Source organism: Brucella rhizosphaerae, assembly GCF_002252475.1.
Classification (GTDB): domain Bacteria; phylum Pseudomonadota; class Alphaproteobacteria; order Rhizobiales; family Rhizobiaceae; genus Brucella; species Brucella rhizosphaerae.
This window is the reverse complement of record NZ_NNRK01000034.1, coordinates 336906-362436: the sequence shown is the minus strand read 5'-3', so window position 1 is coordinate 362436 and position 25531 is coordinate 336906. Positions and strand designations below refer to the sequence as shown.

The following is a 25531-nucleotide window of genomic DNA, read 5'->3' as shown; positions in this document are numbered from 1 at the left end:
TTTTTTGATGCTTATAGTGCGGTTCTTGCTCGCAAAGCAGCTGCAAGCGTCCCTTCGTCAAGATAATCAAGCTCACCGCCCACCGGCACCCCGTGGGCAAGCCTCGTGACACGTATATCGAAATCGGTCAGCTGATCGGTGATGTAGTGGGCAGTCGTCTGCCCTTCCACCGTCGCGTTGACGGCAAGAATCACTTCCTTGATTTCGCCTGTTGCGACGCGCTCAACCAGCCCCTTGATGTTGAGGTCATCCGGACCAATGCCGTCGAGTGGCGACAATCTCCCGCCAAGCACATGATAGCGGACATTCATTGTTCCAGCACGTTCCAGTGCCCAAAGGTCGGAAACGTCTTCCACGACGATCAGCATGGAGGGGTCACGACGGACATCCGTGCAGATCGTGCAAGGATCAGAGGTATCGACATTGCCGCAGCACGAGCAGATACGCACCTTATCAGCGGCATCCTGCATCGCGCCGCCAAGCGGGATCAGCAGCGCCTCTTTCTTTTTTATCAGATGCAGCGCCGCACGGCGCGCCGAACGCGGCCCAAGCCCCGGCACACGGGCCAGAAGCTGGATAAGGCGTTCGATTTCAGGACCGGCTATACGTTTTGACATGCTGCTTCGGGGAAGAAAGGAGGGATATAGAACAGACGGTTATGGGGAATGAAAGGCCGCAGAAAAGCAAACAGCGCTCTGCCGCCTATTCCCCATTTTTCTTAAAATGGCAGCTTGAAGCCCGGAGGGATTGGCAAACCAGCGGTCAGCGACTGCGTCTTTTCAGCCATTTCCGCTTCAAGCTTCGCCTTGGCATCGTTGTGGGCTGCGATGATCAGATCTTCGAGGATTTCCACCTCTTCTTCCTTGGCAAGCGACGGATCGATCTTAAGAGCCGATAATGTGCCCTTGCCTGAAAGCGTGATCGTGACCAGACCGCCACCCGAAGATGCGGTCGCTTCAAGATTGGCGATCTCATCCTGCATGGCCTTCATCTTGGCCTGCAATTCCTTCGCCTGCTTCATCATGCCCATCATGTCACGCATGGGTTCACTCCATAGTCTTTTAAAATTCAGTCGTCATCAGAAGGCGCGCCCGGCACGTCTTCAATCGTATCCAGATCAATATCGTCATCGTCACTCTGTTCTGCAACGGCAATACGGACGTCAGTGATCTTTGCGCCGGGAAAAGCGGCCAGAATAGCGGCAACATCCGGGTCTGCGCGGGCATCTGTGACAAGATTATCGCGACGCTCTGTTTCTGCTTCCGCAACCGTCTGCCCCGAAACATCACGCGCTACTGTCACCACCCAGCGAATGCTGGTCCAGTTCAGGAGGCGTTGTGAAATGTCGCTTGGCAGCGACTTCGGTGCATCATCCGTCAGGCCGATTTCAAGCCGTCCGGGAGCGATAGATGACAGTCGTACGCAGTTCTTGACCAGAATCTTGAACTGCATATCACGATATTTATCAGCCAATGCGACAATGTCGGCAAGACTGTTGATCGGAACCGAAGGCTGTGGCGTATTATCGACAAATTGCTGAAGCGCAGGGGGCTGTACTGGCTGCGGCTGTGTTTCCACAAGGGGATCCGCCAGGGGGGCCACCAGGCGCATCGCAGTGGCAGCACCACCCGATGCAGGCATCATGGACGATGCAATCGCATCCGCACTTGCTCGCGCCTCAGGCTGAGAGCCACCATTTGGCCTAGCACCACCCGATGGCTGCGGACGTGGAGCCGAAACCGAGCCGTTTTCCAACCCTTTCAACGCTTCATCAAGCGTTGGCAAATCGGCAGCATGCGCCAGACGGATCAACAGCATTTCAGCCGCCTGAACAGGCCGCGATGCTGTATCAACTTCCGCAATGCCTTTGAGCAGCATCTGCCATGTGCGGGAAAGCACGCGGATGGACAGCTTTTGCGAAAAATCGCGGCCACGCACGCGCTCATCTTCTGAAAGCGAAACATCGTCCGCGACATCAGGCGTGAAGCGCAGGCGCGTCACCAGATGGTTGAAGTCTGCAAGATCGGTGAGCACGACCGACGGATCAGCACCGACATCATACTGCGCACGAAACTCGGTCAAAGCACCGGCCACATCGCCACGCATCAGCATCTCGAACAGATCAATGATGCGGGCGCGATCGGCAAGGCCAAGCATTGAACGCACAGCTTCCGCCGATACGTGGCCTGCGCCATGAGCAATGGCCTGATCAAAAATAGAGAGCGAATCGCGTGCAGAGCCTTCGCCAGCGCGTGCAATCATCGCGAGCGATGTGTCATCGACTTCGATCTGTTCGGCTTCCGCGATGCGGCGCAGATGCGCAGCCAAGGTGCCCGATTCGATGCGACGCAGATCAAAACGCTGACAACGCGACAAAACAGTGATCGGAACTTTACGGATTTCGGTTGTCGCAAAGATGAATTTCACATGCGGCGGCGGCTCTTCAAGCGTCTTCAACAGGCCGTTGAATGCCTGATTGGAAAGCATGTGCACTTCGTCGATGATATAAACTTTGTAGCGCGCTGAAACAGGGCGATAGCGCACCTGTTCAATAATCTCGCGAATATCATCAATACCAGTATGGGAAGCCGCATCCATTTCGATCACATCGACATGGCGGCCTTCCATGATCGCCTGACAATGTTCGCCCGGTACGGACAAATCGATCGTCGGCTGATCGATGGAATCAGTCTTGTAATTGAGTGCCCGCGCCAGAATACGCGCTGTTGTGGTCTTACCCACGCCGCGCACACCGGTCAGCATCCAGGCCTGCGCAATACGGCCGGTTTCGAACGCGTTTTTCAGCGTGCGAACCATCGGCTCCTGGCCGATCAGATCATTGAAATTCTGGGGGCGATACTTGCGGGCGAGAACGCGATAGGCGCTACTATCGGATTTTGTGTCCATTGCGACCCTTCCGCTCCCTGTTCGCTTTTGTCCAGTCTGAAACTCTAAACAGTTTGGACCGGAGACGAAAGTGACTTCGACATTGGCTCATCAACCATCAACAGCCATCATCGTCGTGAAAGAAAGGTGGGAGGCTGGCACGGCGACCCGTGCCTGGCTCGTTAGGGCTGCTTCCTTCCGGATCTGACCCGGTTGGCGAGTGGCTCGTCCACCACCAACCTCCCACGCTGCATATCGTCAATTGGCACGCAAAAAGCAAGCGCAGAGACGAAAAAACTGATAAGAATTATATTATGGAACAGTTTGAACTCGATAAACGGCTCGATGCCGATACTTTTTCAGTCGCCAAGCTCGGCTTGTGCGAACTGAGGCTGATGAATGACAAGCGCTGGCCATGGCTGATCCTCGTGCCGCGCCGTGCGAAACTGGCCGAAATTCACGATATGACACCGCTCGATCAGACCATGCTGACTTTTGAAGCCGCGATTGTTTCGCAAGCGCTCAAGAAGGCAACCAATTGCCTCAAAATCAATACCGGCGCTTTGGGCAACATTGTCCGCCAGCTCCACATACATGTCATTGCACGCAATGAAGGCGATGCCGGATGGCCGGGACCTGTCTGGGGCCATGGTACCCGTGAAACCTATGACGACGCAGATGCGCACGATCTGATCGAAAAGATCCGTGCGGCCCTCTGATATCCCTCAAGCTTGATCCCCAAAGAAAACCATTCCCGAGAAAATCATGGCTTTTCGCCTTTATGACCTGCCGGAAATAGAACCGAGCCGTCTTGTCGGCTTCGCTGGCAACCGCATCGACCGTCTTTCCGAAAAGCGGCAGGATGATTCGGCATTCACGGCGCTCGAACTGCCGGAGACGCGAGTGATGATTCTGGGCGGCAACAGGATCTTGCTTGATTATACGAATGACAGCGCCCCTCGTGCGCTGTTTACCCTGGACGAAGCTCAGGCATTTTCGCCCGATCTGCATGAACCTGTTTTACTGGGATTACAGGACGGTGCGCCAATGGTGGCCCTTATGGCGCCGCTTGATCCTGACGCACTTGAGCAACCGTTCCGGGCTCAGGATTATCGTAGCATCTATATGGAAGGCCTTGTGCCTGCCGATATCGTGGGAGCCTTGGCACAGGCTGCCGCTTTAACCGCATGGCACAGCAATCATCGTTTTTGTGGACGTTGCGGCACAAAAAGCGAAATGCGTGCCGGTGGGGCCAAACGTATCTGCCCGAATTGTGGGGCCGAGCATTTTCCGCGCACCGATCCGGTCGCAATCATGCTGCCCATTCGTGGCGAAAAATGCATTCTGGCACGAAGCGCCCACTTCGCCGCCGGGTCCTATTCATGCCTTGCAGGCTTTATCGAGCACGGTGAGACAATCGAAGCCGCAGTGCGCCGTGAAAGTTTTGAAGAAATGGGCCTGGCCATTGGCCGCGTTGGCTATCATGCGAGCCAGCCATGGCCATTTCCCTACTCGCTGATGATCGGTTGTCACGCCGAAGTTCTTGCCGATGATTTCACCATTGATCGTTCAGAACTCGAAGACGGCCGCTGGTTCGAGAAGGCCGAAGTGCGTGCGATGCTTGCAGGTACACATGAAAATGGGCTGCGTGTACCGGCAACCGGTGCCATCGCAACCCATTTGATCAGAGCCTGGGCCGAGAATTAATTACTCCGCTGCCAGTAACTGCGTACCGCGAATGTCGCTGCCTTTGTAAACGCCGAGCACGCGCACTTCCCTGGAGAAGAATTCAAGCTCCTCCAGAGCGAGCTGCACATTGCGATCTTCCGGATGACCTTCGATATCCGCATAGAACTGGGTGGCGATAAACCGTCCGCCCAGCTGATAGCTTTCCAGTTTGGTCATGTTGACGCCATTGGTCGCAAAGCCGCCCATTGCCTTGTAAAGCGCGGCTGGCACGTTGCGTACCCGGAAGACGAAAGTGGTGATGATACGCTCGTCTTTTTCAGGGCGAGCTGCCCATTGTTTCGTCTTGGACAAAACAACGAAGCGGGTCACATTGTCTTCCGCATCTTCAACATTTTCTTCAATGATATCCAGGCCATAAAGCTCAGATGCAAGGCTTGGCGCAAGTGCTGCCATCGAGCGGTCCTGCAAATCGGCCACAAGACGTGCAGCGCCCGCCGTATCGCCTGCAATCACCGGTTTCCAGCCATTCTGGCGAATGATATTGCGACACTGTCCAAGCGCATGGATATGGCTGTGAACAGTCTTAATCTCTTCGCGTTTCACGCCTGGAAGAACCATAAGCTGGAAATGGATCGGCAGAAAATATTCGCCGACAATGTGCATATCGGCAAGTGGCAGCAGATAGTGAATATCTGCGACGCGACCCGCAAGCGTGTTCTCAATCGGAATCATCGCTAGATCAGCGGCACCACTTTCAACCGCATTAAACGCATCTTCAAAAGTCGGGCACGGCAAAGGCTCCATATCGGGAAACATGTTGCGGCAAGCCGTATCGGAATTGGCGCCCGCTTCACCCTGAAAGGAAATCCGGTTGGTCTTCATCGTGTCCGTACTTTCTCAAATGCCCTCCAAGAACTGAGGGCCTTTTTTTGGTTATAAACCCTTTGCGATAATTTCACGTGCCCGGTCAAGATCAGCCTGCGTATCAACACCCAGTGGAACGGTCCTGACGATTTCCGCATCGATGCGCATGCCATCTTCAAGCGCACGCAGCTGCTCAAGCTTTTCACGCTTTTCAAGCGGCGACGGTCCGATCTTCACAAAACGCTCAAGTGCCGCACGGCGATAAGCATAAAGACCAATATGATGATAGAGCGGGCCATCGCCATAAGGGGCTGTAGCGCGGGTAAAATACAGTGCGCGCAGCCGTTCGCCACCCGGCTGCGGAGAACCGACGATCTTCACCACGTTCGGATTGATCTTTTCTTCATCCAGTGTGATTTCAACGCCAAGCGTCGCAATATCGGCTGGTCCATCTTCCAATGGGCGGAGCGCGCGACGGATGGTTTCCGGATCAATGGTCGGCAGATCGCCCTGCACGTTGATGATCGCCTCGACCTCGCCTTGCGGATCGACTTTCTGAAGCGCTTCAAAAATGCGGTCAGAACCCGATTCATGGTCGCCACGCGTCATAATGACTTCATGGCCATGCGCCTTTACAGCCGCAAAAATCTCTTCACTGTCGGTTGCGACCACGGTACGTCCAAGCTTAGCCGCTGCCGCCCGGTCTGCAACGTGCACAATCATCGGCTTGCCGCAAATGTCGGCCAGAGGCTTGTTCGGCAGACGCGTGGAAGCCATTCGCGCCGGTATAAGTGTCAGTGTTTTCAAAGTCTGAAGCATGATCGCCTCTTGGTGTTTAATTTGGCCATAAAAAGCCTGATGGCGCCTTCTGGCGATCTTTATCTGCACAGCAAATGCAGCAAAAGTGTCAAAAAGTCACGGGTCCAGGACCCCTTATAGGTGTTGCATCACCCCTGTAAAAGACCTAGTTTCCGCCCGACGCCGGGGAGAGACTTGCCAGCCTTTTAACACAGGTTTTGCATGCCGGCTTTGGAGGGCGTTGAGTAGAGGGAGCGCTGACCGGCGATGAATTCAACCCGGACTAATAAGTTTATCATGGCTTTTCTGGCAACGGTTTTTGTTGTCATGACGACGGGCATTCTGTCCGATACGCTGTTTCATGCGCCAGCCCCTGAGAAGCCAGGTTTCATAATCGAAGCGGCAGAGGCTTCGACTGGTGGGGAAGCTGCACCGGCCAAGGAAGAAGTGTCGATTGCTACATTGATGCAATCCGCTGATCCGGCACGCGGCGAAACCGTTTTCAAGCGTTGCGCAGCATGCCACACGGGCGAAAAGGGTGGCGCCAACAAGGTTGGACCGCATCTTTGGGATGTGCTTGACCGCCCGGCCGCTTCTGTTGATGGCTTTGGCTATTCAGCTGCGATGAAGGAATTCGGAGCAGGAGGAAACAAGTGGGATTATGAACATCTCAACAAGTTCCTCACTTCGCCAAAGGGCTTCATCAAAGGCACGGCCATGGGCTTTGCTGGCGACAAAAAAGACAATGAGCGCGCCGATCTGATCGCTTATCTGCGTACATTGTCTGATAATCCTGCGCCACTTCCAACGGCTGACGCGGCACCCGCTGAAAGCGGAGAAGCCAAGCCGGAAGGTGCAGCACCTGCGGGCGAAGCTGAAAAGCCAGCAGAGCAAGCACCGGCTGGCGAACAGAAGCCTGCTGAACAGGCACCTGCTCCGGCCCAGCCTGCTCCAGCACAGCCTGCACCAGCGAACTAAGCCGATTAAACGATCGAGAAAAGGCCGGGTTTCGACCCGGCTTTTTTATTGCCGGCATGTTTTTTCAACTTGTGCCTTTCTTCCTCCGCAAAAACCCATAAAAATCAAACCCACAATATCCGAAGCAGAAACGGAGATGCTGGATGAGAGCTTTTTGGGCGGGCGCGTTCGCAGTCACCATGCTGGCGAGCACGGTATCGTTTAGTTACGCAAATGATGCCGAGCCACAATGGAGATATGCTTCCAGCCTTATTGGCGAGCCCAAATATCCGGCTGATTTCAAACATTACGACTATGTAAATCCCGATGCGCCCAAAGGCGGCGCACTCAATCAGGTTGCTATCGGCACCTTCGACAGCCTTAATCCATTCGTGGTTCAGGGCGTTGCGGCAGCAGGCCTCGCAGACTTTGGTGGCGGACTGCTCTACGATACGCTGATGACCGATGCGCTCGATCAGGGATCAACGCAATATCCACTGATTGCTGAGGCTTTGCAGTATCCCGACGACTTTTCCTGGGTGAAATTCAAGCTCAATCCCACTGCCAAATGGCATGATGGCGAACCGATTACTGTCGATGATGTGATCTGGTCGTTTGATATCCTCAAGAAACAGTCGCCGCTCTACAACAAATATTATGGCGATGTGGAAAAGGCCGAAAAGACCGGCGACCATGAAGTGACATTCACTTTCTCACAGAAGGGCAATCGCGAGCTTCCGCAGATCGTAGGACAGCTCGCAATATTGCCCCGGCATTGGTGGGAGGGCAAGGACGCACAGGGCAGACAGCGGGACATCAGCCGCCCAACGCTGGAAATCCCGCTTGGATCAGCTGCCTACAAGATCAAGAGCATGGTGCCCGGCCGCTCCATCATCTGGGAACGCGTGGCTGATTACTGGGGCAAGGATCTCGGCGTCAATTTGGGGCGCAACAACTTCGACGAAGTACGCTACGAATATTATTTCAATGAAGATGCAACCTGGGAAGCCTTCAAGAAGGGCGGCCAATATGATTATCGCAATGAAAATCGCGCTCAGCGCTGGGCGGAGCAATATAATTTTCCAGCCGTGCAACGCGGCGATGTCGTAAAAAAATCCTTTCCCTTCAATGCCATTGGACGCATGCAGGGCTATTTCCTCAACACCCGGAAAGCCAAGTTCAACGACGTCAAAGTACGTGAAGCGCTGACTTATGCTTTCGACTTTGAATCCATGAACCGCCTGTTGTTCTTCAATCAATATTCCCGCATCAACAGCTACTTCGCGGGAAATGAGCTTCAACTGAGCGGCCCACCGACGCCTGAAGAAAAAGCAATTCTGGAGACAGTCAAGGATGCACTGCCAGCAGAAGCGCTGACGGAAGAATTCAAACTGCCGGTTTATGACACACCGCAAGCAACGCGCGATAATCTGCGTAAGGCTTTGCAGCTTTTTGGCGAAGCAGGCTGGAAACTTCAAGGCAACAAGCTGGTAGATGCCAATGGCAATCAGTTCACGATCGAATTTCTGGGCAAGGATCCGACCGATGAGCGCATCTATAACCCGTTTGCGGCGAGCCTTCGCAAAATCGGCATCAATACAACTGTGCGCATTGTCGATACGGCCCAATATCAAGCCCGCATCAATGATTTCGACTACGACGTGATCACATCGGTCACGGCACAGACAGCCTCTCCTGGCAACGAACAGCGGGATATGTGGGGCTCGAAAGCAGCCGACTTCAAAGGTAGCCGCAACTATGCCGGCATCAAAAATCCGGCCATCGACAAACTGATCGACCGCATCATCTATGCCAAGGATCGCGATGAACTGGTGGCTGCCAGCCATGCACTCGACCGCGCATTGCTGTGGAACTACTATATCATTCCGCAATGGTATTCAGACCACATCAATGTCGCCTACTGGAACAAGTTTGGAATGCCGGAAAAGCAGCCCGATTATCTTGGGATTGATCCATTCTCGTGGTGGGTCGACCCTGCAAAGGAAGCCAGGCTGAAAAATAGTTCCAACTAAGGACATCTTCCAATGTCGGGCTTTCATCTCAATCGGCGCCATTTTCTTGGGCTTACAGGCAGTGCCGCTCTCGCGGCATATCTTCCGGGGAAGGCGTTTGCAACGCTTCCCTCAGGCAAGCCCCTGCATGGTCTGTCTGCATTCGGCGAACTGAAGTATCCGCCCGATTTCACCCATTTCGATTATGTGAACCCAGACGCGCCCAAAGGGGGCACGTTCACGCTGGCTCCATCGAACTGGGTATGGAATCAGAATACCCAGACATTCAACACGCTTAATACCTTCACGTTTAAAGGCGATGCACCACCGCGCATGGAGCTGACTTTTGACAGTCTCATGACGTCCGCTTTGGACGAGCCTGATTCTGTCTATTGTCTGCTGGCAGATAGCGTGACGCTGTCTGAGGACCGCCGATCCTACCTTTTCAGTCTTCGCAAAGAAGCGCGCTTTCACGATGGTTCGCCCGTTGAAGCGAAAGACGTTGTCTTCAGCTATATGACAATCAAGGAAAAGGGACACCCGAACCTTCGGCAATCACTTGCAGCGCTGGAAAAGGCAGAAGCAGTCGGCACACATCAGGTACGACTGCACTTTGCCGAAGGTCGCGGCCCGCAAGCGGTTCTCGATGCCATTGGCTTGCCTGTTCTCTCAGCAAACTGGTTCAGGGATCGCAATTTCGATTCTGCAAGTATGGAGCCAATTCTGGGATCAGGCGCTTATCGCGTGGGAAAGGTTTCAGCCGGGCAGTTCATCGAGTATGAGCGCGTGAATAACTATTGGGCAAAGGATCTGCCGGTCACACGCGGATCGGACAATTTCGACCGCATTCGCATTGAATTCTATCAGGATCGCCAACCGGAATTCGAAGCCTTCAAGAAGGGCAATATCGACTTTCGATCTGAAAACGTAGCAAAGAACTGGGCGACGGCTTATGATTTTCCTGCCGTCCAGCAGAACAAGGTTATCAAGCGCACCTTCCCACGCGAAAAACTGCCGCTCATGCAGGCCTGGGCACTCAACCAACGCCGCGAACATTTCCGCGATCCGCGCGTGCGCGAAGCGATCAATCTGTGCTTCGATTTCGAGTGGACGAACAAGAATCTATTCTATGACACCTATCGGCGCTCACAATCGAGCTTCAACGGATCGGACTTTCAGGCAACAGCAGCACCAGGTGCTGATGAGCTGAAAATTCTTGAGCGCTATCGTGACAAACTTCCTGCGGAAATGTTCGCAGATGTGCCCGTCATGCCCATTTCCGATGGAACGGGAAGAGACAGGAAACTATTCTCGCGTGCCATTGAGCTGATAGAAGCCGCAGGCTTTGAGCGCAGGAAAGGCCAGTTCCATGACAGGAATGGAGCCAAGTTTTCGCTGGAAATTCTCAGCAACTCTGAGACGTTTACGCGCGTTTATACGCCATTCATTCAGAAATTGCGTGCGATCGGCATTGATGCAAGCCAGAGACTGGTCGATGCGAGCCAATATCAGTCAAGGTTGCAGAATTTCGATTTTGACATGGTCGGAATGGCGATCCAGTTCAGTGCAACGCCGACGAAGGAGTCGCTTGCGAGCATGTTCGGGTCAGAATCGGCCAAAACGCCTGGAAGCTATAATTTCCCCGGCACATCGGATCCCATTATCGACGCATTGATTGAGGATGTGGGCAAGGCTTCCACGCGCGACGAACTTGTCGCAACAATCAGAGTGCTTGATCGGTACTTGCGTATCAGGCTTGAGTGGATTCCAAATTGGACAGTAGCGAATCACCTGATAGCCTATTGGGATCGTTTTGGTTTCAAGGAGCCAAAGCCCGATTATGGCTTTCCGGTTGAGACGCTTTGGTGGATTAAAGCATGATCCCGAGACGTGGGAACCGGTTTTCGGACAAGATCATGCGCATGAAGAACAAGAAGGCAAAAGCTGTTGGCAGGCCATAAGAGCAAACTGAATATTCGGAGCATTGAGAACTGATGGGCGCATATATTTTACGCCGTCTGCTTCTGATGATCCCGACCATCCTGGGCATTATGGCCATATCTTTTGCCGTTGTTCAGTTTGCGCCGGGCGGGCCTGTTGAACGGGTTATTGCACAGCTTTCAGGTCAGGGCGGCGATGCTCTCGATCGTCTTTCCGGCGGTGGCGGCGATTTCGGCCAAAGCGGTATGGATAGTGGCTCGGTCAATTCCAAATATCGCGGTGCACAGGGTCTGGACCCACAATTTATCGCTGATCTTGAAAAACAATTTGGCTTCGACAAGCCTCCGCTTGAACGCTTTGGCCTGATGCTTTGGAACTATGCGCGCTTTGATTTCGGGCACAGCTATTTCCGCGACATCAGCGTAATCGACCTTATCAAGGAAAAGATGCCCGTATCGATTTCGCTCGGTCTATGGCTCACATTCCTGTCTTATCTGATTTCGATCCCACTTGGCATTCGCAAGGCGATCAGGGAAGGGACGCGTTTCGATACATGGACCAGCGCGATCATCATCGTTGGTTATGCTATTCCGAGCTTCCTTTTTGCGATCCTGCTGATTGTGCTTTTTGCGGGCGGGTCGTTCTTTGACTGGTTCCCGCTACGCGGCTTGACCTCACCTGATTTCGCGCAAATGTCGTTCTGGGGAAAGATCGGCGATTATCTCTGGCACATGGTGCTGCCTGTGACGGCTTTGGTGCTTTCGGCCTTCGCCACCACCACGCTTCTGACCAAGAACTCGTTTCTGGAAGAAATCCGCAAGCAATATGTCACAACGGCCCGTGCCAAGGGCCTGACTGAGAATCAGGTGCTTTACGGCCATGTTTTCCGCAATGCGATGCTGATCGTGATAGCCGGTTTTCCGGGCGCATTCATTTCGGCTTTCTTTACCGGCTCGCTGCTGATCGAAACCATCTTCTCGCTGGATGGGCTGGGCCTGCTTGGCTATCAATCGATCATCAACCGTGATTATCCGGTCGTGTTCGCCACTTTGTTTATTTTCTCGCTGATCGGCCTGCTAGTCGGCCTTCTGTCTGATCTCATGTATACGTGGATCGATCCGCGCATCGACTTCGACCGGAGGGATGTGTGATGACAGATACCACTCTCACCCCGGTTGCCCCGGCTGTAAAACCCGTAAAGCGCCCGTTTCTTTCACCGCTCAACCGTCGCCGCTGGCAGAATTTCAAAGCCAACAAGCGTGGTTACTGGTCACTGTGGATTTTCCTGTTTCTGCTTGTTGCAGCTCTCTGTTCCGAGTTTATCGCCAATGATCGTCCCATTCTCGTTTCCTATAAGGGCGAGTTGCTGACACCGGTTTTTGTCGATTATCCTGAAGAGAAATTTGGCGGCTTCTATGCCGTGACCGATTATCGCGATCCGGTCATTCAGGATGAAATCAACCAGAATGGCTGGGCACTCTGGCCGCCGGTCCGCTATTCCTACAACACCGTCAATAATGACATTCCGGAAGCAGCTCCCTCAAAGCCATTCTGGCTTTATACCGAAGAGCAGCGCTGCCAGCGTTATCCGCTGGGCGTGAATGACCCCAATTGCATTGTCGGCAATTTCAACTGGCTTGGCACTGATGATCAGGCTCGCGATGTCTTTGCGCGCGCACTTTACGGCTTCCGCATCTCGGTGATGTTCGGCCTGATCCTGACGTTCTTCTCTGCCATTATTGGCGTGACTGCCGGTGCCGTTCAGGGCTATTTCGGTGGGTGGGTCGATCTCATCTTCCAGCGCGTCATTGAAATCTGGTCTTCGATCCCTGTGCTTTATTTGCTGCTGATTATAGCGGCGATTTTGCCCCCCGGATTCTGGGTTTTGCTGGGCATTATGCTGCTGTTTTCATGGGTGGCTTTTGTTGGCGTTGTCCGTGCGGAATTCCTGCGCGCCAGAAACTTTGAATACGTAAATGCCGCGCGTGCGCTTGGTGTGAAGAACGGCACGATCATGTGGCGGCATCTTCTGCCCAATGCCATGGTTGCAACGCTGACCTTTCTGCCATTCATCCTCAATGGCTCCATCACGACGCTTACTTCGCTCGACTTTCTAGGGTTTGGCCTGCCTCCGGGTTCCGCCTCACTTGGAGAACTGCTCGCGCAGGGCAAGAACAACCTTCAGGCGCCGTGGCTCGGTATTACCGGCTTCGTGGTCATCTCGTTGATGCTGTCGCTGCTGATCTTTATCGGTGAAGCAACACGTGATGCATTCGATCCGCGAAAGGCATTCCAATGAGCGAGCCATCAAGCGGATCAATGAATAAAAAGCCCCTTCTTTCCGTCCGTGATCTTTCGGTCGCCTTCCGTCAGAACGGCGAGGAGCGGATTTCCGTCGACCGTGTTTCCTTCGATATCGCTGAAGGAGAAACGGTAGCGCTTGTCGGTGAATCCGGTTCAGGAAAGTCGGTTTCGGCGCTGTCTGTTCTGAAGCTCCTGCCCTATCCGGCAGCCAGCCATCCATCCGGTGAAATTCTTTTCAACGGCAAGGATCTGATGACGGCATCAGAGCCGGAATTGCGGCGCGTGCGCGGCAATGATGTCACCATGATTTTTCAGGAGCCTATGACCTCGCTCAATCCGCTGCACTCAGTGGAACGGCAGATCAGCGAAATCCTGAAAATGCATCAGGGCATGGGTGATCAGGCAGCACGTGCCCGCACGCTCGAACTGTTGCACGAGGTTGGTATTCGCGAGCCGGAAAAGCGCCTTGCCGCCTTCCCGCATCAGCTTTCAGGTGGTCAGCGCCAGCGCGTTATGATTGCCATGGCGCTTGCCAACAAGCCAAAGCTGCTGATCGCAGACGAGCCGACAACTGCGCTCGACGTGACAGTACAGGCGCAGATATTGCAACTTCTGGCAGAGCTTAAGAGCGCACAGGGCATGTCGATGCTCTTCATCACCCATGATCTTGGTATTGTGCGCAAGATCGCCGATCGGGTTTGTGTGATGAGCAAGGGCAAGATTGTCGAAACCGGTCCAACGAAGGAAATCTTTGACAATCCGCAACATGAATACACCAAGCATCTTCTTGCCGCAGAGCCAAAGGGCGAGCCACCGCTGGCCGATCTCAGCGCAAAGAAGGTGATGGAAGGCAAAGATGTCCGCGTCTGGTTCCCGATCAAGAAGGGTTTCCTGCGCAAGACGGTCGATCATGTAAAGGCCGTGGACGGCATCAATGTCGAACTGCGTGCCGGTCAGACGCTTGGCGTTGTGGGAGAATCCGGGTCTGGCAAGACAACGCTGGGTCTGGCGCTTTCGCGTATGATCTCATCCCAGGGCGAAATTCGCTTTGATGGGCGTGATATTGCGAAATTCAGCTTCAAGGATATGCGCCCCTTGCGTCGCGAGATGCAGATCGTGTTTCAGGATCCGTTCGGTTCATTGAGCCCACGCATGACCATTGCCGACATCATCGCAGAAGGGCTTCTGGTGCATGAGCCAAAGCTTTCTGCGGATGCGCGTGATGAGCGCGTGGTAGCGGCATTGAATGAAGTGAACCTCGATCCGGAAAGCCGCTTCCGCTATCCGCACGAGTTTTCGGGCGGTCAGCGTCAACGTATCGCGATTGCGCGTGCCATGGTGCTTAATCCGAAATTCGTCATGCTGGATGAACCCACCTCAGCGCTCGACATGAGCGTGCAGGCGCAGGTCGTCGATCTCCTGCGCGCATTGCAGAAAAAGCACGATCTCGCTTATCTTTTCATAAGTCACGACTTGAAAGTGGTGCGAGCGCTGGCCAATGATGTGCTGGTGATGCGCAATGGCAAGGCAGTCGAATACGGAACGTCAAAGGAAGTCTTTGCCAATCCAAAAACCGACTATACCAAAGCGCTGATGGCGGCGGCCTTCCATATGGAGGCCACTGAGGGAAGAGGAATCCGGCAATGACAGATAATAATAAGGGAAACATCCTTCTAGCTATAACCAAATGGGACCCCACGGTCTGGCTGGATAGTTTCAAAGCACATTCGCCTGAGCGCAATGTGGTGACAGAACGTGGCGAGACCGATCCGAGCATCGAATACGCGCTTGTTTGGAAGCAAAAGCCCGGCTCGCTGACCAATCTTCCAAATCTCAAGGTGATCTTCTCGCTTGGCGCTGGTGTGGACCATGTCTTCCATGACCCGCATGTTCCAGATGTGCCACTTGTGCGTGTCATATCCGATGATCTCACCATGCGAATGACCGAATATGTGGTCTGGCAGGTACTCGATCATCATCGTCTTGGCCCAAATTACCGCAAGCAGCAGAAGAACCGTGTCTGGCATGAAGACCCGCGCCAACCGGCAGCCCATGAAGTGACTGTCGGCATCATGGGACTGGGAGTTCTCGGTCGCGATGCAGCAGCGAAGCTCAAGACGCTCGGCTTCAATGTCACGGGCTGGAGCCGTCGTCCGCAGGAAATTGAGGGCGTTCAGAGCTTTGATGGCAAGGAAGGCTTCGCACGCTTTCTCAAAACGGCTGATATTTTCGTCTGTCTTCTGCCTTTGACCCCTGACACCAAAGGCATTCTGTCCATGACCATGTTTGCGCAATTGAAAAGCGATGGGCCGCTTGGCGCACCTGTGCTGATCAATGCTGGCCGTGGTGGATTGCAGAACGAAGCGGATATTCTGGCGGCCCTTGATCGCGGACTGCTTTCGGCGGTGACACTCGATGTATTCAATCAGGAACCGCTGCCAGCAGACAGCCCGCTTTGGACACATCCGAAGGTGACGATCACCCCGCATTCGGCTGCAAGCTCGTCAGCTATGGCACTCGTTCCACAGATCATCCGTCAGATTGAAGCTTTCGAGCGCGACGGAACCTTGGAAAACGTGGTGGATCGCACCACGCAATATTAGAGCGCGTTTCGATCTGATTGAATCAGATCGGCGCTCTAAATCCTTTTATTTTAAGCATAATCTTATCGATCCTCGTTTCACTCCGGTCTGATTATGCTCTAAGTCGCAATAGAAATTTTTCCATCCTCGCCGACCGTCACTTGATGGCCGGCGAGTTTCTTTTGAGCCTCCCGGTCAAATTCCACGGCCATCGGCACGTCATGCCCCATTTCGCGTGCTACGATGAGACCAAGAAGAAGAATGGCATCTGGTTCATGCAGAACGATTGCTGCTGGTGCTAGGCCAGCATGAACCAGTTCGAGCAACACGGCTGCGGCAGAAGATGAACCTATGGTGCCGGGCAGACATAAGATGTAGCCCGAAATGCTCTGCCCATGTTCCGGATGACGAACATCAGCGATACGACCGGTTTTGGGATCAACACCGCCCCAGAAACTGATTGGTGCTGAGAGGACCAGCGCATCAGCTCGTGCAGGCTTTCCAGCAACGAGAACGGATGATGTGAAAGCGGCTTCATTCATGCTGCCTGCCTCGCAAATATGGGACGGCCTGCGACTGCACTTTCAACGCATTCTTCAAGCGACCCATAGAGCACACCATAGCCAGTATTCCCCGGTGCATAATGGGCGAACTTGCCAGAATTGGTCATGAGGACGGCATCATCCTTAGTCGGCAAAATAGGTGTTACCACCACGCATGTATCTGCCACGATCACCACGCCGGCTTTTTCAAGCTCTTGCCTGCGTCCATGTTTTTCCAGCTCCACAAGCGCATGACGTCCGGTGCATGCATAAAGCGGCACCGCAAGCTTACGGCCAGCAATGGCACGTTCAAGACGGTCAAACTCAGCAATCGACAGATGCGGACTGCCGATGGCGACCGCATCGATCACATCCACATGATCAACTGTCGACAAACGTTTGCGCGTGGCCTCAATCATCTCCTGCGTTACATGAATGATGCCTTCAGGGCTTTGATGCTGAAGAGCAGTTTCAAGATCAGGGGCTTCCGGCGTCACACCAGCAACATGGAAAAGCCCGACTGAACCCACCGATGCAGCGGCAGCGCCAAAGGCTTTCAGCGCATCTTCGTCCGGGTGCAACCCGGCTCCCGCCACCACGCCAACATTTGTGCCCACACTGCGTCCGAACAGATTGCCCAGGATGGGCCAGGCAACTTCAGAGCCAAGAAACACAGGATCAATAGCCGAAATATCGAGAACAACTGTTGCGCGGCGATTCTCAGTGCGATGAAGACCGTAATCCGGTGCACATCCGGCAATGGCGCAGGCTATATCGAGGAAATCGCCGTAACGGTTGGTCCGAGCGCCGAGCACGGAATTACAGAATACAACGGCGTTCGATTCGCCCCACGCAACATCGGTTCCCTTTTTCGGGCGATGGCCCGCCTGATAGGGCGCACAGGTCCATGTCGGCTCGCAACCAAGCTTGATATAGGCGCGCATCATGCGCCTGGCCATTTCCGCCTCATGCTGCGGCAGCAAATTGTGCGAGCAGCCGGTGAGATCGATGGAACCGACATTGAGCGTTGCGCGCACTTTCGCTTTTGCACCACCATCAACCAGTCGTTCGGCAAACAGCGTACCGCTGTCCCCGTGATAGAGCGCACCGTCAATATGCGCGGACGCTATCGGGATAAGGCGTGGCGCTCCCATCAGGCGGGCTGTATCGGCGACAATACGCATCGCCATCGCCGCGCCTTCCCCCTGCTCTCCTGCTGCTATCGAATGCTCTTCATGCGTTAATGTCAGTGCCACGCGTGATCTCCTTGCGCATGGTGATCGATGTTATGCGCGTAAAGCCTGGATGAGCGGTTTCCGCTACTTTACGATAGCCTAGTTTCCCAAAGACGGCATGATTGCGCGTAAGCTCAATGCGCGTCTGCAGCTCCATCACCGGCTTGCCACGCGCGACCGTGTACTGCTCAGCCTTTTCTATGAGCTTACGCCCAATGCCCTGACCTTCAAAGCCGGGTGCGACTGCAAGCTTGCCAAGATAAAAGTGATCATCTTTTTCCTTGATGAACACACAACCTACCAGTTTTTCACCAATGAAGGCTGCGAAGCCCGTTTCGTCTTTCGCCTTCTCCCGCAGATTATCTGCCGTCAGATTGTGCGCGGAAGAGGGTGGATCAATAACACCATCCATATAGGCAAAACTCTCCTGAATGACCCCGAGAAGATCTTCCCAGCGATGAGAATCCGAACCGATGAGGCAAATGCGGAGAGCCGTCATTTGGGTTTACGTGCCTTATAGCGGATGATTTCGAACCGCACGTTCAATGCATTGTAGAGCAGAAGCCGACCAACAAGAGGCTCGCCGATCCCCGTCACCAGCTTGATCACTTCCATAGCCTGCAAGCTGCCGATCACCCCCGGTAAGACACCCAGAACACCTGCTTCCGCGCAAGTCGGAACAGAACCCGGTGGCGGCATGTCTGGAAACAGATCGCGATAGGAAGGATTGGGATTACCGTCGGCACCATTGGCATAAGGCATAAGCACTGTAACTGTGCCGTCAAAGCGGCCCATCGCGCCCGTAACGAGTGGACGTTGTGCTACAGCCGCAGCATCCGCCAGCGCGTAACGAGTGGCAAAATTGTCCGAACCATCGACAACAACATCATAGTCGCCGATGAGAGCTTGTGCGTTCTCGCCATTTAACCGCAACGGATGGCTTTCAACCTTCACATGCGGATTGATGCGGGCAATCGAAGCCTTGGCGCTGTCGACCTTCGCCTGACCAACGCTTTCTGTGTCATGGATCACCTGTCTTTGCAGGTTTGACAACGAAACCGTGTCATCATCGACAAGGCCAAGCGTGCCAATACCCGCCGCAGCCAGATATTGCAGCACTGGCGCGCCAAGCCCGCCTGCGCCCACAACAAGGACGCGGGCTGCTTTCAGCATCTGCTGGCCCGGGCCGCCGATTTCCGGCAACACGATATGGCGCGCATAGCGCTCCAGTTCTTCGGATGAAAAAGACTTTGATCGTGCATTCATGATGCTTGAACATAGGCTCGTTAAAGCCGTCTGTCAGCGGATATTTTGTCTCAAAGTCTGGTGAGTTCACCTGTTGCGACATTGAAAAACTGGGCATCACCTTCAAGCGCTTCAAACAACGAACGGTCGGTTCCGGTCATGAAAGCCTGCCCGCCCAGATCATCGAGAATACCGAACAGTGCCGCACGGCGCCCGGTATCGAGATGAGCCGCAATTTCATCAAGCAAGAGGATCGGTGCCATACCTGATAGCTCGCCGGTCAGCCGTGCATGAGCCAGAATGAGGCCGATCAGCAATGCCTTTTGCTCGCCGGTGGAACAAAGGGCTGCAGGCATGGATTTGGGCCGATGCTGAACGATTAGATCAGTACGATGCGGCCCATCCAAAGTGCGCCCGGCAGCGCGATCACGCACACGCCCTTCGCGCAAGGTGCGCCGAAAATCCTCTTCAAGATCAAGCGCTGCTTCCACACCAATCCGCTGTTCGAGCGACCCTTCGAGAAAGCAGTCGGCTTTGGGAAATGGCCCCTCATTTGGCAGTCGCTCAATCATCGCCGCAATCATGCGCATCGCTTCGGCGCGAGCCGCAGCGATCGCAATGCCGAGTTCTGCCATCTGGCTTTCAATAGCCTCAAGCCACTGATTATCGCTGCTTCCGTCACTCAGCAGCCGATTGCGCGAGCGCATCGCTTTTTCATAATCCAGTACGCGCTTGCCGTGCCCGGTATCAATGGCAAGCACCATACGATCAAGAAAGCGCCGCCGATCCGATGCTCCACCGGTGAACAAGCCATCCATCGATGGAACAACCCAGAGAACACGTGCATAATCGAGCAGTTCATCGCCCGATGCAGCAACGCCATTGATGCGGACCTTGCGGCCACCTTCGCCGCCGCCTGCCGTACCTGTTCCGATCTCGGCATCGCCATAGATCATGCAATCGAGCGACGCGTGAATGGCAAAGCCATCATGTCGAATTTCAGGACCATTCACGCGTGCAACATCGTCATAAGACGCGCGCCGCAGCCCCCTGCCTGGCGACAGGAAGGACAAAGCTTCGATGAGATTGGTTTTCCCTGAACCGTTTTCGCCGGTCAGCACCACATGGCCCGGACCAAGCGGCAGCGTGAGTTCCGCATAATTGCGAAAATCAGAAAGTTTAAGCCGCCGGACCGAGACTCGATCCGGACGGCTCTCTATGTTGTTTCTTGTTTCCACAATCCGCTTCTTTGGGAGCTGTTGCTATTCTGGTTATGGCCAGCCGAAAATGGTGATTTTCGAGAACCGGAGCGCAGCGTACTGAACGTATTGAGCACCGGAAGCGAAGGAAAGCGCCATTTTCAGGCCGCCAGAGCCTGAATATCGACGCCCTAAACGCGCATCGGCATCAGAACATACAGCACATCTGCATCGCCCGTATCGCGGACCAGCGTCGGTGAACCGGCGTCCGCCAGCATGAATACGGCTTCTGAGCCTGAAAGCTGACTGGTAATATCGAGCAGATATTTCGAATTGAAGCCGATATCGATCGGATCGGCATCGTAATCGGCAGCCAGTTCGTCAGTCGCACTGCCCGAATCGGGATTGTTGACCGTCAGTGTGAGCTGACCATCAGCAATGGAGAGCTTAACCGCACGGCCGCGTTCGCTGGAAATTGTAGAAACGCGATCAACGGAAGCTGCAAAATCCTGACGGCTGATCGTCAGCTTCTTGTCATTACCCGAAGGAATCACACGCTGGTAATCCGGGAATGTGCCATCGATCAGCTTGGAAGTGAGAACGACCGAACCAACCGTGAAACGGATCTTTGCATCCGACAACTCAACCGACACCATCGTGTCAGGCACATCAACGAGTTTTTGCAGCTCAGCAACCGTCTTGCGCGGAATGATAATGCCCGGCATGCCTTCGGTGCCCGATGGTGCTTCCAGTTCAGCGCGAGCAAGGCGGTGGCCATCGGTCGCAACTGCACGCAGCTTCAGCGCACCATCGCTTTCAATGGCGTGGAAATAGATGCCATTGAGATAATAGCGGGTTTCTTCCGTCGAGATTGCAAACTGTGTGCGATCGATGAGACGCTTCAAAGCCTGCGCATCAATGCGGAAGGAATGTGTGAAAGAACCGGCTGTCAGTTCGGGAAAATCCGACTGTGGCAGGCATTGCAGGCGGAACGACGACTTGCCAGAGATGACCGACATTGAGCCGCCATCAGGGTTGGTCGACAGCATGACTTCTGCGCCATCAGGCAGCTTGCGCACGATATCGTAGAGAAGATGCGCTGGAACCGTGGTTGCTCCGGCCTGTTCGACCCTGGCAGCAGTTGCTTCGTTCACTTCAAGATCAAGGTCGGTTGCCTTGAGCGCGAGGCTTGCGCCTTCGGCTTGCAGAAGCACATTGGACAGAATCGGAATGGTGTTGCGACGCTCCACGACACGGTGGACGTGGTTGAGTGACTTGAGAAGGTTTGATCGCTCTAGGGTAACACGCATATTGAAACGCACTCGCTCTCTAGGACAGGGCAACCGCGTAACGGGCAGATGCCCCCATCAATAAGGCGCACAAGCGCCAGAAGGTTTGCTAAAGTGGCAGATATTGCAGCTGAAAAGCAAGCCCACGCCGCATCGCAAAACGACACGGCGCAGGCTTTTTAACGAATTTCTACCGATCAGGCAGCTTGATCGTTGATGAGGCGCTTCAGCAGCTCGAGTTCCTGTGCCAGCTTGCCATCAGCGCCGACCAGATCTTCGATCTTACGCACAGCATGAAGCACCGTGGTATGATCGCGTCCGCCAAAACGACGACCGATTTCAGGAAGCGAACGCGGGGTCAGCATCTTGGCAAGATACATTGCAACCTGACGCGGCTTTACGATGGTGCGCGTGCGACGGTTGGAAAGCAGGTCCTGCTTCGACACGTTGTAATGACGGGCAACGATGCGCTGAATTTCTTCGATACGAATACGCTTTGGTTCGCCAACGCGGGTCAGATGGCCAAGCAGCTCATCGACACGGTCGATGGAAAGATTCGGCTCGAACGACTGACGGAACAGAAGCTGATTGAAAGCGCCTTCCAGCTCGCGACCCGATCCGGTGACAGTGCGGGCAACATGGGCGAGGATATCATCGTCAATGTGGAGGCTTGAATCTTCAACCTGGGCTGTCGCGAGACGACGGCGCAGCATTTCGACGCGCATTTCATAATCAGGCGCTGCAACTTCGAGAGCAACACCACCCTGAAGACGCGAGCGAACGCGGACATCAAGTGATTCCAGTTCCGAAGGCGGACGGTCAGCAGCAACAACAACCTGCTTGGCGCTATCGAGCAGCGTGTTGAGAAGATGGCAGAACTCATGCTGGATCGACTTGCCCTGCAGGAACTGCATGTCGTCGATGACGAGCAGGTCGATGTCGCGCAGCTGCTCTTTGAAAGAAAGCGCATTGTTGTCGCGAATCGCGGTCGCAAAACGCCACATGAAATATTCAGCAGTCAGATAAACGACGCGGGCCTTTTCCTGACGCTGCAAGGCGGCTGCCGCAATCGCCTGCAAAAGGTGAGTCTTACCAAGACCGACAGAAGCGTGGATGAAAAGCGGGTTGAAGCGCACAGCACTTGAGCCTGCTTCTGCAATAGTGCGGGCGGCGGCAAGAGCCACGCGGTTGGATGCACCATCGATGAAAGAATCAAACGTGTAACGCGGATCAAGTGGGGAGCCGAGAACCGAACCGGATGCCGATTCTGCCACAACTGTCGAACCGCGCCTTTCAGCACTTGGCTGACCAACAGGGAAAACGACCTTTTCGCGCATAACGGACGATGACTTGGCGTCAATGGTCTCGTTGGTTTCAGCAGGTGCTGCGGTGCGAACGACACGGCTCACTCCGCGCACGACCACTTCCACTTTGAGGATCTGCGCGTTTTCTTCCTGCCAGAGTTCGGTCAGCAGTTCAGAATAATGATTGTTGATCCATGAGCGCAGGAACGCTGTCGGAACCGACAGGCGAACTACGCTTTTGGACAGATCGTCGAGCTTCAGACGGCCAAACCAGCTTGAATAGATCTCGCTGCCAACACGAGCTTTCAGCTTTGCTGTCAGACGTTCAAAGACGTCATCGCCGACGACATTACCAGCGCTCACCATGAGGCTGTTTTCTTTTCCAGTAGCAGAAGATCCATGGTTACGGTTCGCATGCGCATCATCACCCATCGTTGCCGTCGACTTACCAGTCATCATTGCCATCGTCTCGCCTGCCTTCACATTCTTACGCGCCATTTTTGCGGCGCTTGTCGTTATTTCCTGCATAAGGTCCGCCGAATCTTATGATCCAGTCGCCTCGCGGGTACTCACTTCACACTGGCACCTAATCGGGAGGGCCAAACACAAACTCAAACAGTCCACGCTTCAAACAGCTGCCGTGGACCGGTGCCCGGATGCTCCTTTCCGGCTACGCGTTACGACTCACACAATTCTTGCTCAAGGCTGATTGCCCGGAACGGGTCTTGCGACAACCATTCAATTAACGAAGATGCGCCTAAAACAGCATTCCGGTTAATGAATGGTAAGCAATGGCCATGAGAGACAAACTTAATAGGAACAGGGCCTTAAGACCAGAACTCAGCATCCGCGGACAAGACTGCCCACGTCAATTGAAGACTCAATGTGATGCTAACTCCGGGCCGTGGGCCCACCCCTCTGATGTCCTGACTTTAGCGAAGCCTCGCGGCAAAGAGCAAGCCTAAGATCTGCAGTTTTTTCTTCAATTAAGACTTGCATGGTCAATGCAACGCACCAGAGAATCGCGCGTCAAACAAATAACACCTTTGGATTCAATGCGTTTCCCGAACGGATTTTTTAGGTGGCCACGATATGTTCTCCGACAAAATAAATTTTAAAAAAATGGCTTGACTCAGATGGTCTTCCGAGTCCTCTGCAGGGGCTGTGGATAACTGTGGATAAAGGTTTGTAAGCTTTTGAAAACAAAGGCGAAATACAGCCAGTCATTTTTTTGAGAGCCTTGAAATTATTGATATAATATGAATATCTCTAAAAAACATGCCCCTAATTTGATGGGGGCAGTTTCTTTAAAAAAGCTCAAAAAAAGAAAACCCGGCTAACAATGAGCCGGGTTTCCAAAACCTAGTTTAAATTTTAGGTTATATCAGGCGTTCAGAGCCTTAACGCGTGCAGCAAGGCGCGAAACCTTACGAGCAGCGGTATTCTTGTGAACGACGCCCTTTGAAGCAGCGCGCATCAGTTCAGGCTCAGCAGCCTTGAAAGCAACCGATGCTGCTTCCTTGTCGCCGTTCAGGAGCGCATCTTCAACCTTGCGGAGGAAGGTACGAACGCGCGAACGACGCGACTTATTGATTTCGGTGCGGGCAGCGATCTTGCGCACTGCCTTCTTGGCCGAAGGAGTATTGGCCATAAATGCCTCTCTTTTTCTGTCAGCAGCCCACTGGATATAACCGTCGGGCACAAAACCTCTAGGGCAGCCATAATGCCTAGGGCCGCCGATCCGTGGCGGGCTTATAGATCAGCTTTGCCCCCGCGTCAACGAGGATTCTGATTGGCAGCTTCGTCAAAAGGCCAGATATGCGGCCTTCCGACTTAAATTACGGCTACAAATAAAACCAATCCGGTCAAACTACTACAGTCTGCCCGACCTTTATGATCAGATGATCAGCGATTCTTGAAAGATGGCGTGCGCTTGTCGATGAAAGCGGACATGCCTTCTTTCTGATCCTCAGTCGCAAAAAGCGAGTGAAACAGACGGCGTTCAAAACGCAGACCTTCGTCCAATGTCATTTCATAGGAACGATTGACCGATTCCTTCACCATCTGCACTGAAGGCTGTGAGAAGGAGGCAATGCGCTCGGCGGCCTTCAACGCCTCCTCGATAAGCTCTTCCGGAGCAACAAGACGCGAGACAAGGCCGCAACGCTCAGCTTCTTGCGCATCCATCATGCGTCCGGTCAGACACATATCCATGGCTTTGGATTTACCGACATAGCGCGTCAGGCGCTGGGAGCCGCCCATTCCCGGCATAACACCGAGCGTGATTTCCGGCTGACCGAATTTGGCGTTGGTGGCCGCGATAATGAAATCGCACATCATGGCCAGTTCGCAACCACCACCCAGCGCATAGCCTGACACAGCCGCAATGATCGGCTTGCGAACGCGATCCACCTTGCGCCAGTCAGCAAACATGTCCTGCAAATAGGCGTCAACGAAGTTGATCGGCTGCATTTCCTTGATATCGGCACCCGCTGCGAAAGCTTTTTCCGAACCCGTGAGTACGATCGCCCCGATTTTGCCATCTGCATCAAACGCAGCCAGGGCTTCGGTCAGCTCTTTCAACACGGTGCTGTTCAGCGCATTGAGCGCCTGCGGCCGATTAAGACGAACAAGACCAACGCCAGCGCGTGTCTCCACAACGATCGTTTCATAGGCCATGGAAT

Annotated in this window: 22 protein-coding genes, 1 other RNA gene and 1 pseudogene; 9 read left to right on the top strand and 15 right to left on the bottom strand. The window is 54.0% G+C overall.

Going from position 1 to position 25531, the window contains the following annotated elements; genetic code table 11:
• Positions 1–11 precede the first annotated feature (11 nt).
• The 4 genes and pseudogenes from recR to ffs all read right to left on the bottom strand — a co-directional run bounded on the left by recR (position 12) and on the right by ffs (position 3130).
• The gene (gene recR / locus CEV32_RS18815) at positions 12–617 is read right to left on the bottom strand and encodes a recombination mediator RecR (protein WP_094578640.1); all 606 of its coding nucleotides are present in this window, start codon (positions 615–617) and stop codon (positions 12–14) included.
• 101 nt (positions 618–718) lie between these two features.
• Positions 719–1042 (bottom strand): YbaB/EbfC family nucleoid-associated protein, encoded by a 324-nt coding sequence (locus CEV32_RS18810; RefSeq protein ID WP_094578639.1) that lies wholly within the window; start codon positions 1040–1042, stop codon positions 719–721.
• A 26-nt stretch (positions 1043–1068) separates the two neighbouring features.
• A pseudogene (locus CEV32_RS18805) lies at positions 1069–2967 on the bottom strand (DNA polymerase III subunit gamma/tau); the annotation flags it as partial.
• Positions 2968–3033: 66 nt separating this feature from the next.
• Positions 3034–3130: signal recognition particle sRNA small type (gene ffs / locus CEV32_RS18800), an RNA gene on the bottom strand.
• 70 nt (positions 3131–3200) lie between these two features.
• On the opposite strand from ffs, the gene CEV32_RS18795 reads away from it, so the two are divergent.
• Complete coding sequence (locus CEV32_RS18795) at positions 3201–3605, top strand: HIT domain-containing protein (protein WP_094578637.1); 405 nt, start codon at positions 3201–3203, stop codon at positions 3603–3605.
• Between the two features lie 46 nt (positions 3606–3651).
• A complete protein-coding gene (gene nudC / locus CEV32_RS18790) occupies positions 3652–4593 on the top strand; it encodes an NAD(+) diphosphatase (RefSeq protein WP_094578636.1) in 942 nt (313 codons plus the stop codon).
• Here nudC and CEV32_RS18785 read toward each other — a convergent pair whose 3' ends face one another.
• Both CEV32_RS18785 and CEV32_RS18780 read right to left on the bottom strand, forming a co-directional pair.
• Positions 4594–5457, bottom strand: a complete 864-nt coding sequence (locus CEV32_RS18785) for a prephenate dehydratase (RefSeq protein WP_094578635.1) — start codon at positions 5455–5457, stop codon at positions 4594–4596.
• Between the two features lie 51 nt (positions 5458–5508).
• Complete coding sequence (locus CEV32_RS18780) at positions 5509–6258, bottom strand: 3-deoxy-manno-octulosonate cytidylyltransferase (RefSeq protein WP_094578634.1); 750 nt, start codon at positions 6256–6258, stop codon at positions 5509–5511.
• Positions 6259–6504: 246 nt separating this feature from the next.
• Between CEV32_RS18780 and CEV32_RS18775 the strand changes: the two genes are divergently transcribed.
• The 7 genes from CEV32_RS18775 (at position 6505) to CEV32_RS18745 (ending at position 16054) form a co-directional block, all read left to right on the top strand.
• Complete coding sequence (locus CEV32_RS18775) at positions 6505–7215, top strand: c-type cytochrome (protein ID WP_094578633.1); 711 nt, start codon at positions 6505–6507, stop codon at positions 7213–7215.
• Positions 7216–7358: 143 nt separating this feature from the next.
• The gene (locus CEV32_RS18770; protein WP_094578632.1) at positions 7359–9227 is read left to right on the top strand and encodes an extracellular solute-binding protein; all 1869 of its coding nucleotides are present in this window, start codon (positions 7359–7361) and stop codon (positions 9225–9227) included.
• A gap of 12 nt (positions 9228–9239) precedes the next feature.
• Complete coding sequence (locus CEV32_RS18765; protein WP_094578631.1) at positions 9240–11087, top strand: extracellular solute-binding protein; 1848 nt, start codon at positions 9240–9242, stop codon at positions 11085–11087.
• A 113-nt stretch (positions 11088–11200) separates the two neighbouring features.
• Complete coding sequence (locus CEV32_RS18760; protein WP_094578630.1) at positions 11201–12298, top strand: microcin C ABC transporter permease YejB; 1098 nt, start codon at positions 11201–11203, stop codon at positions 12296–12298.
• Positions 12298–13446: an ABC transporter permease gene (locus CEV32_RS18755; protein WP_094578629.1), complete on the top strand. Its 1149-nt coding sequence runs from the start codon at positions 12298–12300 to the stop codon at positions 13444–13446. The genes CEV32_RS18760 and CEV32_RS18755 overlap by 1 nt, the downstream gene beginning before the upstream one ends.
• Positions 13443–15098 carry an ABC transporter ATP-binding protein gene (locus tag CEV32_RS18750; RefSeq protein ID WP_094578628.1) on the top strand — a complete coding sequence of 552 codons (1656 nt, stop codon included), beginning with the start codon at positions 13443–13445 and terminating at the stop codon, positions 15096–15098. The genes CEV32_RS18755 and CEV32_RS18750 overlap by 4 nt, the downstream gene beginning before the upstream one ends.
• The gene (locus CEV32_RS18745; RefSeq protein ID WP_094578627.1) at positions 15095–16054 is read left to right on the top strand and encodes a 2-hydroxyacid dehydrogenase; all 960 of its coding nucleotides are present in this window, start codon (positions 15095–15097) and stop codon (positions 16052–16054) included. Before CEV32_RS18750 ends, CEV32_RS18745 begins: the two co-directional genes overlap by 4 nt.
• Before the next feature lie 98 nt (positions 16055–16152).
• On the opposite strand, the gene CEV32_RS18740 is transcribed toward CEV32_RS18745, so the two are convergent.
• From CEV32_RS18740 to CEV32_RS18700, 9 genes are all read right to left on the bottom strand, one after another.
• Entirely contained in the window at positions 16153–16575 is a 423-nt protein-coding gene (locus CEV32_RS18740) for an aconitase X swivel domain-containing protein (protein ID WP_094578626.1), read from the bottom strand.
• Positions 16572–17831, bottom strand: a complete 1260-nt coding sequence (locus CEV32_RS18735; RefSeq protein ID WP_208620871.1) for an aconitase X — start codon at positions 17829–17831, stop codon at positions 16572–16574. Before CEV32_RS18735 ends, CEV32_RS18740 begins: the two co-directional genes overlap by 4 nt.
• On the bottom strand, positions 17809–18309 hold the full coding sequence (locus CEV32_RS18730; RefSeq protein ID WP_094578625.1) for a GNAT family N-acetyltransferase: 501 nt from the start codon (positions 18307–18309) through the stop codon (positions 17809–17811). The genes CEV32_RS18735 and CEV32_RS18730 overlap by 23 nt, the downstream gene beginning before the upstream one ends.
• Positions 18306–19076, bottom strand: coding sequence for a molybdopterin-synthase adenylyltransferase MoeB (locus CEV32_RS18725; protein ID WP_094578624.1), 771 nt, complete (start codon positions 19074–19076; stop codon positions 18306–18308). Before CEV32_RS18725 ends, CEV32_RS18730 begins: the two co-directional genes overlap by 4 nt.
• Before the next feature lie 50 nt (positions 19077–19126).
• Positions 19127–20293, bottom strand: coding sequence for a DNA replication/repair protein RecF (gene recF / locus CEV32_RS18720; RefSeq protein ID WP_094578623.1), 1167 nt, complete (start codon positions 20291–20293; stop codon positions 19127–19129).
• Between the two features lie 152 nt (positions 20294–20445).
• On the bottom strand, positions 20446–21564 hold the full coding sequence (gene dnaN / locus CEV32_RS18715) for a DNA polymerase III subunit beta (RefSeq protein ID WP_094579164.1): 1119 nt from the start codon (positions 21562–21564) through the stop codon (positions 20446–20448).
• Between the two features lie 176 nt (positions 21565–21740).
• Positions 21741–23306: a chromosomal replication initiator protein DnaA gene (gene dnaA / locus CEV32_RS18710; protein ID WP_094579163.1), complete on the bottom strand. Its 1566-nt coding sequence runs from the start codon at positions 23304–23306 to the stop codon at positions 21741–21743.
• A gap of 925 nt (positions 23307–24231) precedes the next feature.
• Positions 24232–24498 (bottom strand): 30S ribosomal protein S20, encoded by a 267-nt coding sequence (gene rpsT / locus CEV32_RS18705; protein ID WP_094578622.1) that lies wholly within the window; start codon positions 24496–24498, stop codon positions 24232–24234.
• Positions 24499–24752: 254 nt separating this feature from the next.
• Complete coding sequence (locus CEV32_RS18700) at positions 24753–25526, bottom strand: enoyl-CoA hydratase (protein ID WP_094578621.1); 774 nt, start codon at positions 25524–25526, stop codon at positions 24753–24755.
• Between the last annotated feature and the right edge of the window lie 5 nt (positions 25527–25531).

Coding starts and splice junctions, on each gene's coding strand:
- rpsT (WP_094578622.1), bottom strand. CDS start 24,498: ATGGCCAATACTCCTTCGGCCAAGAAGGCAGTGCGCAAGATCGCTGCC.
- CEV32_RS18740 (WP_094578626.1), bottom strand. CDS start 16,575: ATGAATGAAGCCGCTTTCACATCATCCGTTCTCGTTGCTGGAAAGCCT.
- dnaA (WP_094579163.1), bottom strand. CDS start 23,306: ATGATGACTGGTAAGTCGACGGCAACGATGGGTGATGATGCGCATGCG.
- CEV32_RS18745 (WP_094578627.1), top strand. CDS start 15,095: ATGACAGATAATAATAAGGGAAACATCCTTCTAGCTATAACCAAATGG.
- CEV32_RS18730 (WP_094578625.1), bottom strand. CDS start 18,309: ATGACGGCTCTCCGCATTTGCCTCATCGGTTCGGATTCTCATCGCTGG.
- CEV32_RS18750 (WP_094578628.1), top strand. CDS start 13,443: ATGAGCGAGCCATCAAGCGGATCAATGAATAAAAAGCCCCTTCTTTCC.
- CEV32_RS18765 (WP_094578631.1), top strand. CDS start 9,240: ATGTCGGGCTTTCATCTCAATCGGCGCCATTTTCTTGGGCTTACAGGC.
- recR (WP_094578640.1), bottom strand. CDS start 617: ATGTCAAAACGTATAGCCGGTCCTGAAATCGAACGCCTTATCCAGCTT.
- CEV32_RS18760 (WP_094578630.1), top strand. CDS start 11,201: ATGGGCGCATATATTTTACGCCGTCTGCTTCTGATGATCCCGACCATC.
- CEV32_RS18795 (WP_094578637.1), top strand. CDS start 3,201: ATGGAACAGTTTGAACTCGATAAACGGCTCGATGCCGATACTTTTTCA.
- CEV32_RS18780 (WP_094578634.1), bottom strand. CDS start 6,258: ATGCTTCAGACTTTGAAAACACTGACACTTATACCGGCGCGAATGGCT.
- CEV32_RS18810 (WP_094578639.1), bottom strand. CDS start 1,042: ATGCGTGACATGATGGGCATGATGAAGCAGGCGAAGGAATTGCAGGCC.
- CEV32_RS18775 (WP_094578633.1), top strand. CDS start 6,505: ATGAATTCAACCCGGACTAATAAGTTTATCATGGCTTTTCTGGCAACG.
- nudC (WP_094578636.1), top strand. CDS start 3,652: ATGGCTTTTCGCCTTTATGACCTGCCGGAAATAGAACCGAGCCGTCTT.
- CEV32_RS18700 (WP_094578621.1), bottom strand. CDS start 25,526: ATGGCCTATGAAACGATCGTTGTGGAGACACGCGCTGGCGTTGGTCTT.
- CEV32_RS18725 (WP_094578624.1), bottom strand. CDS start 19,076: ATGAATGCACGATCAAAGTCTTTTTCATCCGAAGAACTGGAGCGCTAT.
- dnaN (WP_094579164.1), bottom strand. CDS start 21,564: ATGCGTGTTACCCTAGAGCGATCAAACCTTCTCAAGTCACTCAACCAC.
- CEV32_RS18755 (WP_094578629.1), top strand. CDS start 12,298: ATGACAGATACCACTCTCACCCCGGTTGCCCCGGCTGTAAAACCCGTA.
- CEV32_RS18785 (WP_094578635.1), bottom strand. CDS start 5,457: ATGAAGACCAACCGGATTTCCTTTCAGGGTGAAGCGGGCGCCAATTCC.
- CEV32_RS18770 (WP_094578632.1), top strand. CDS start 7,359: ATGAGAGCTTTTTGGGCGGGCGCGTTCGCAGTCACCATGCTGGCGAGC.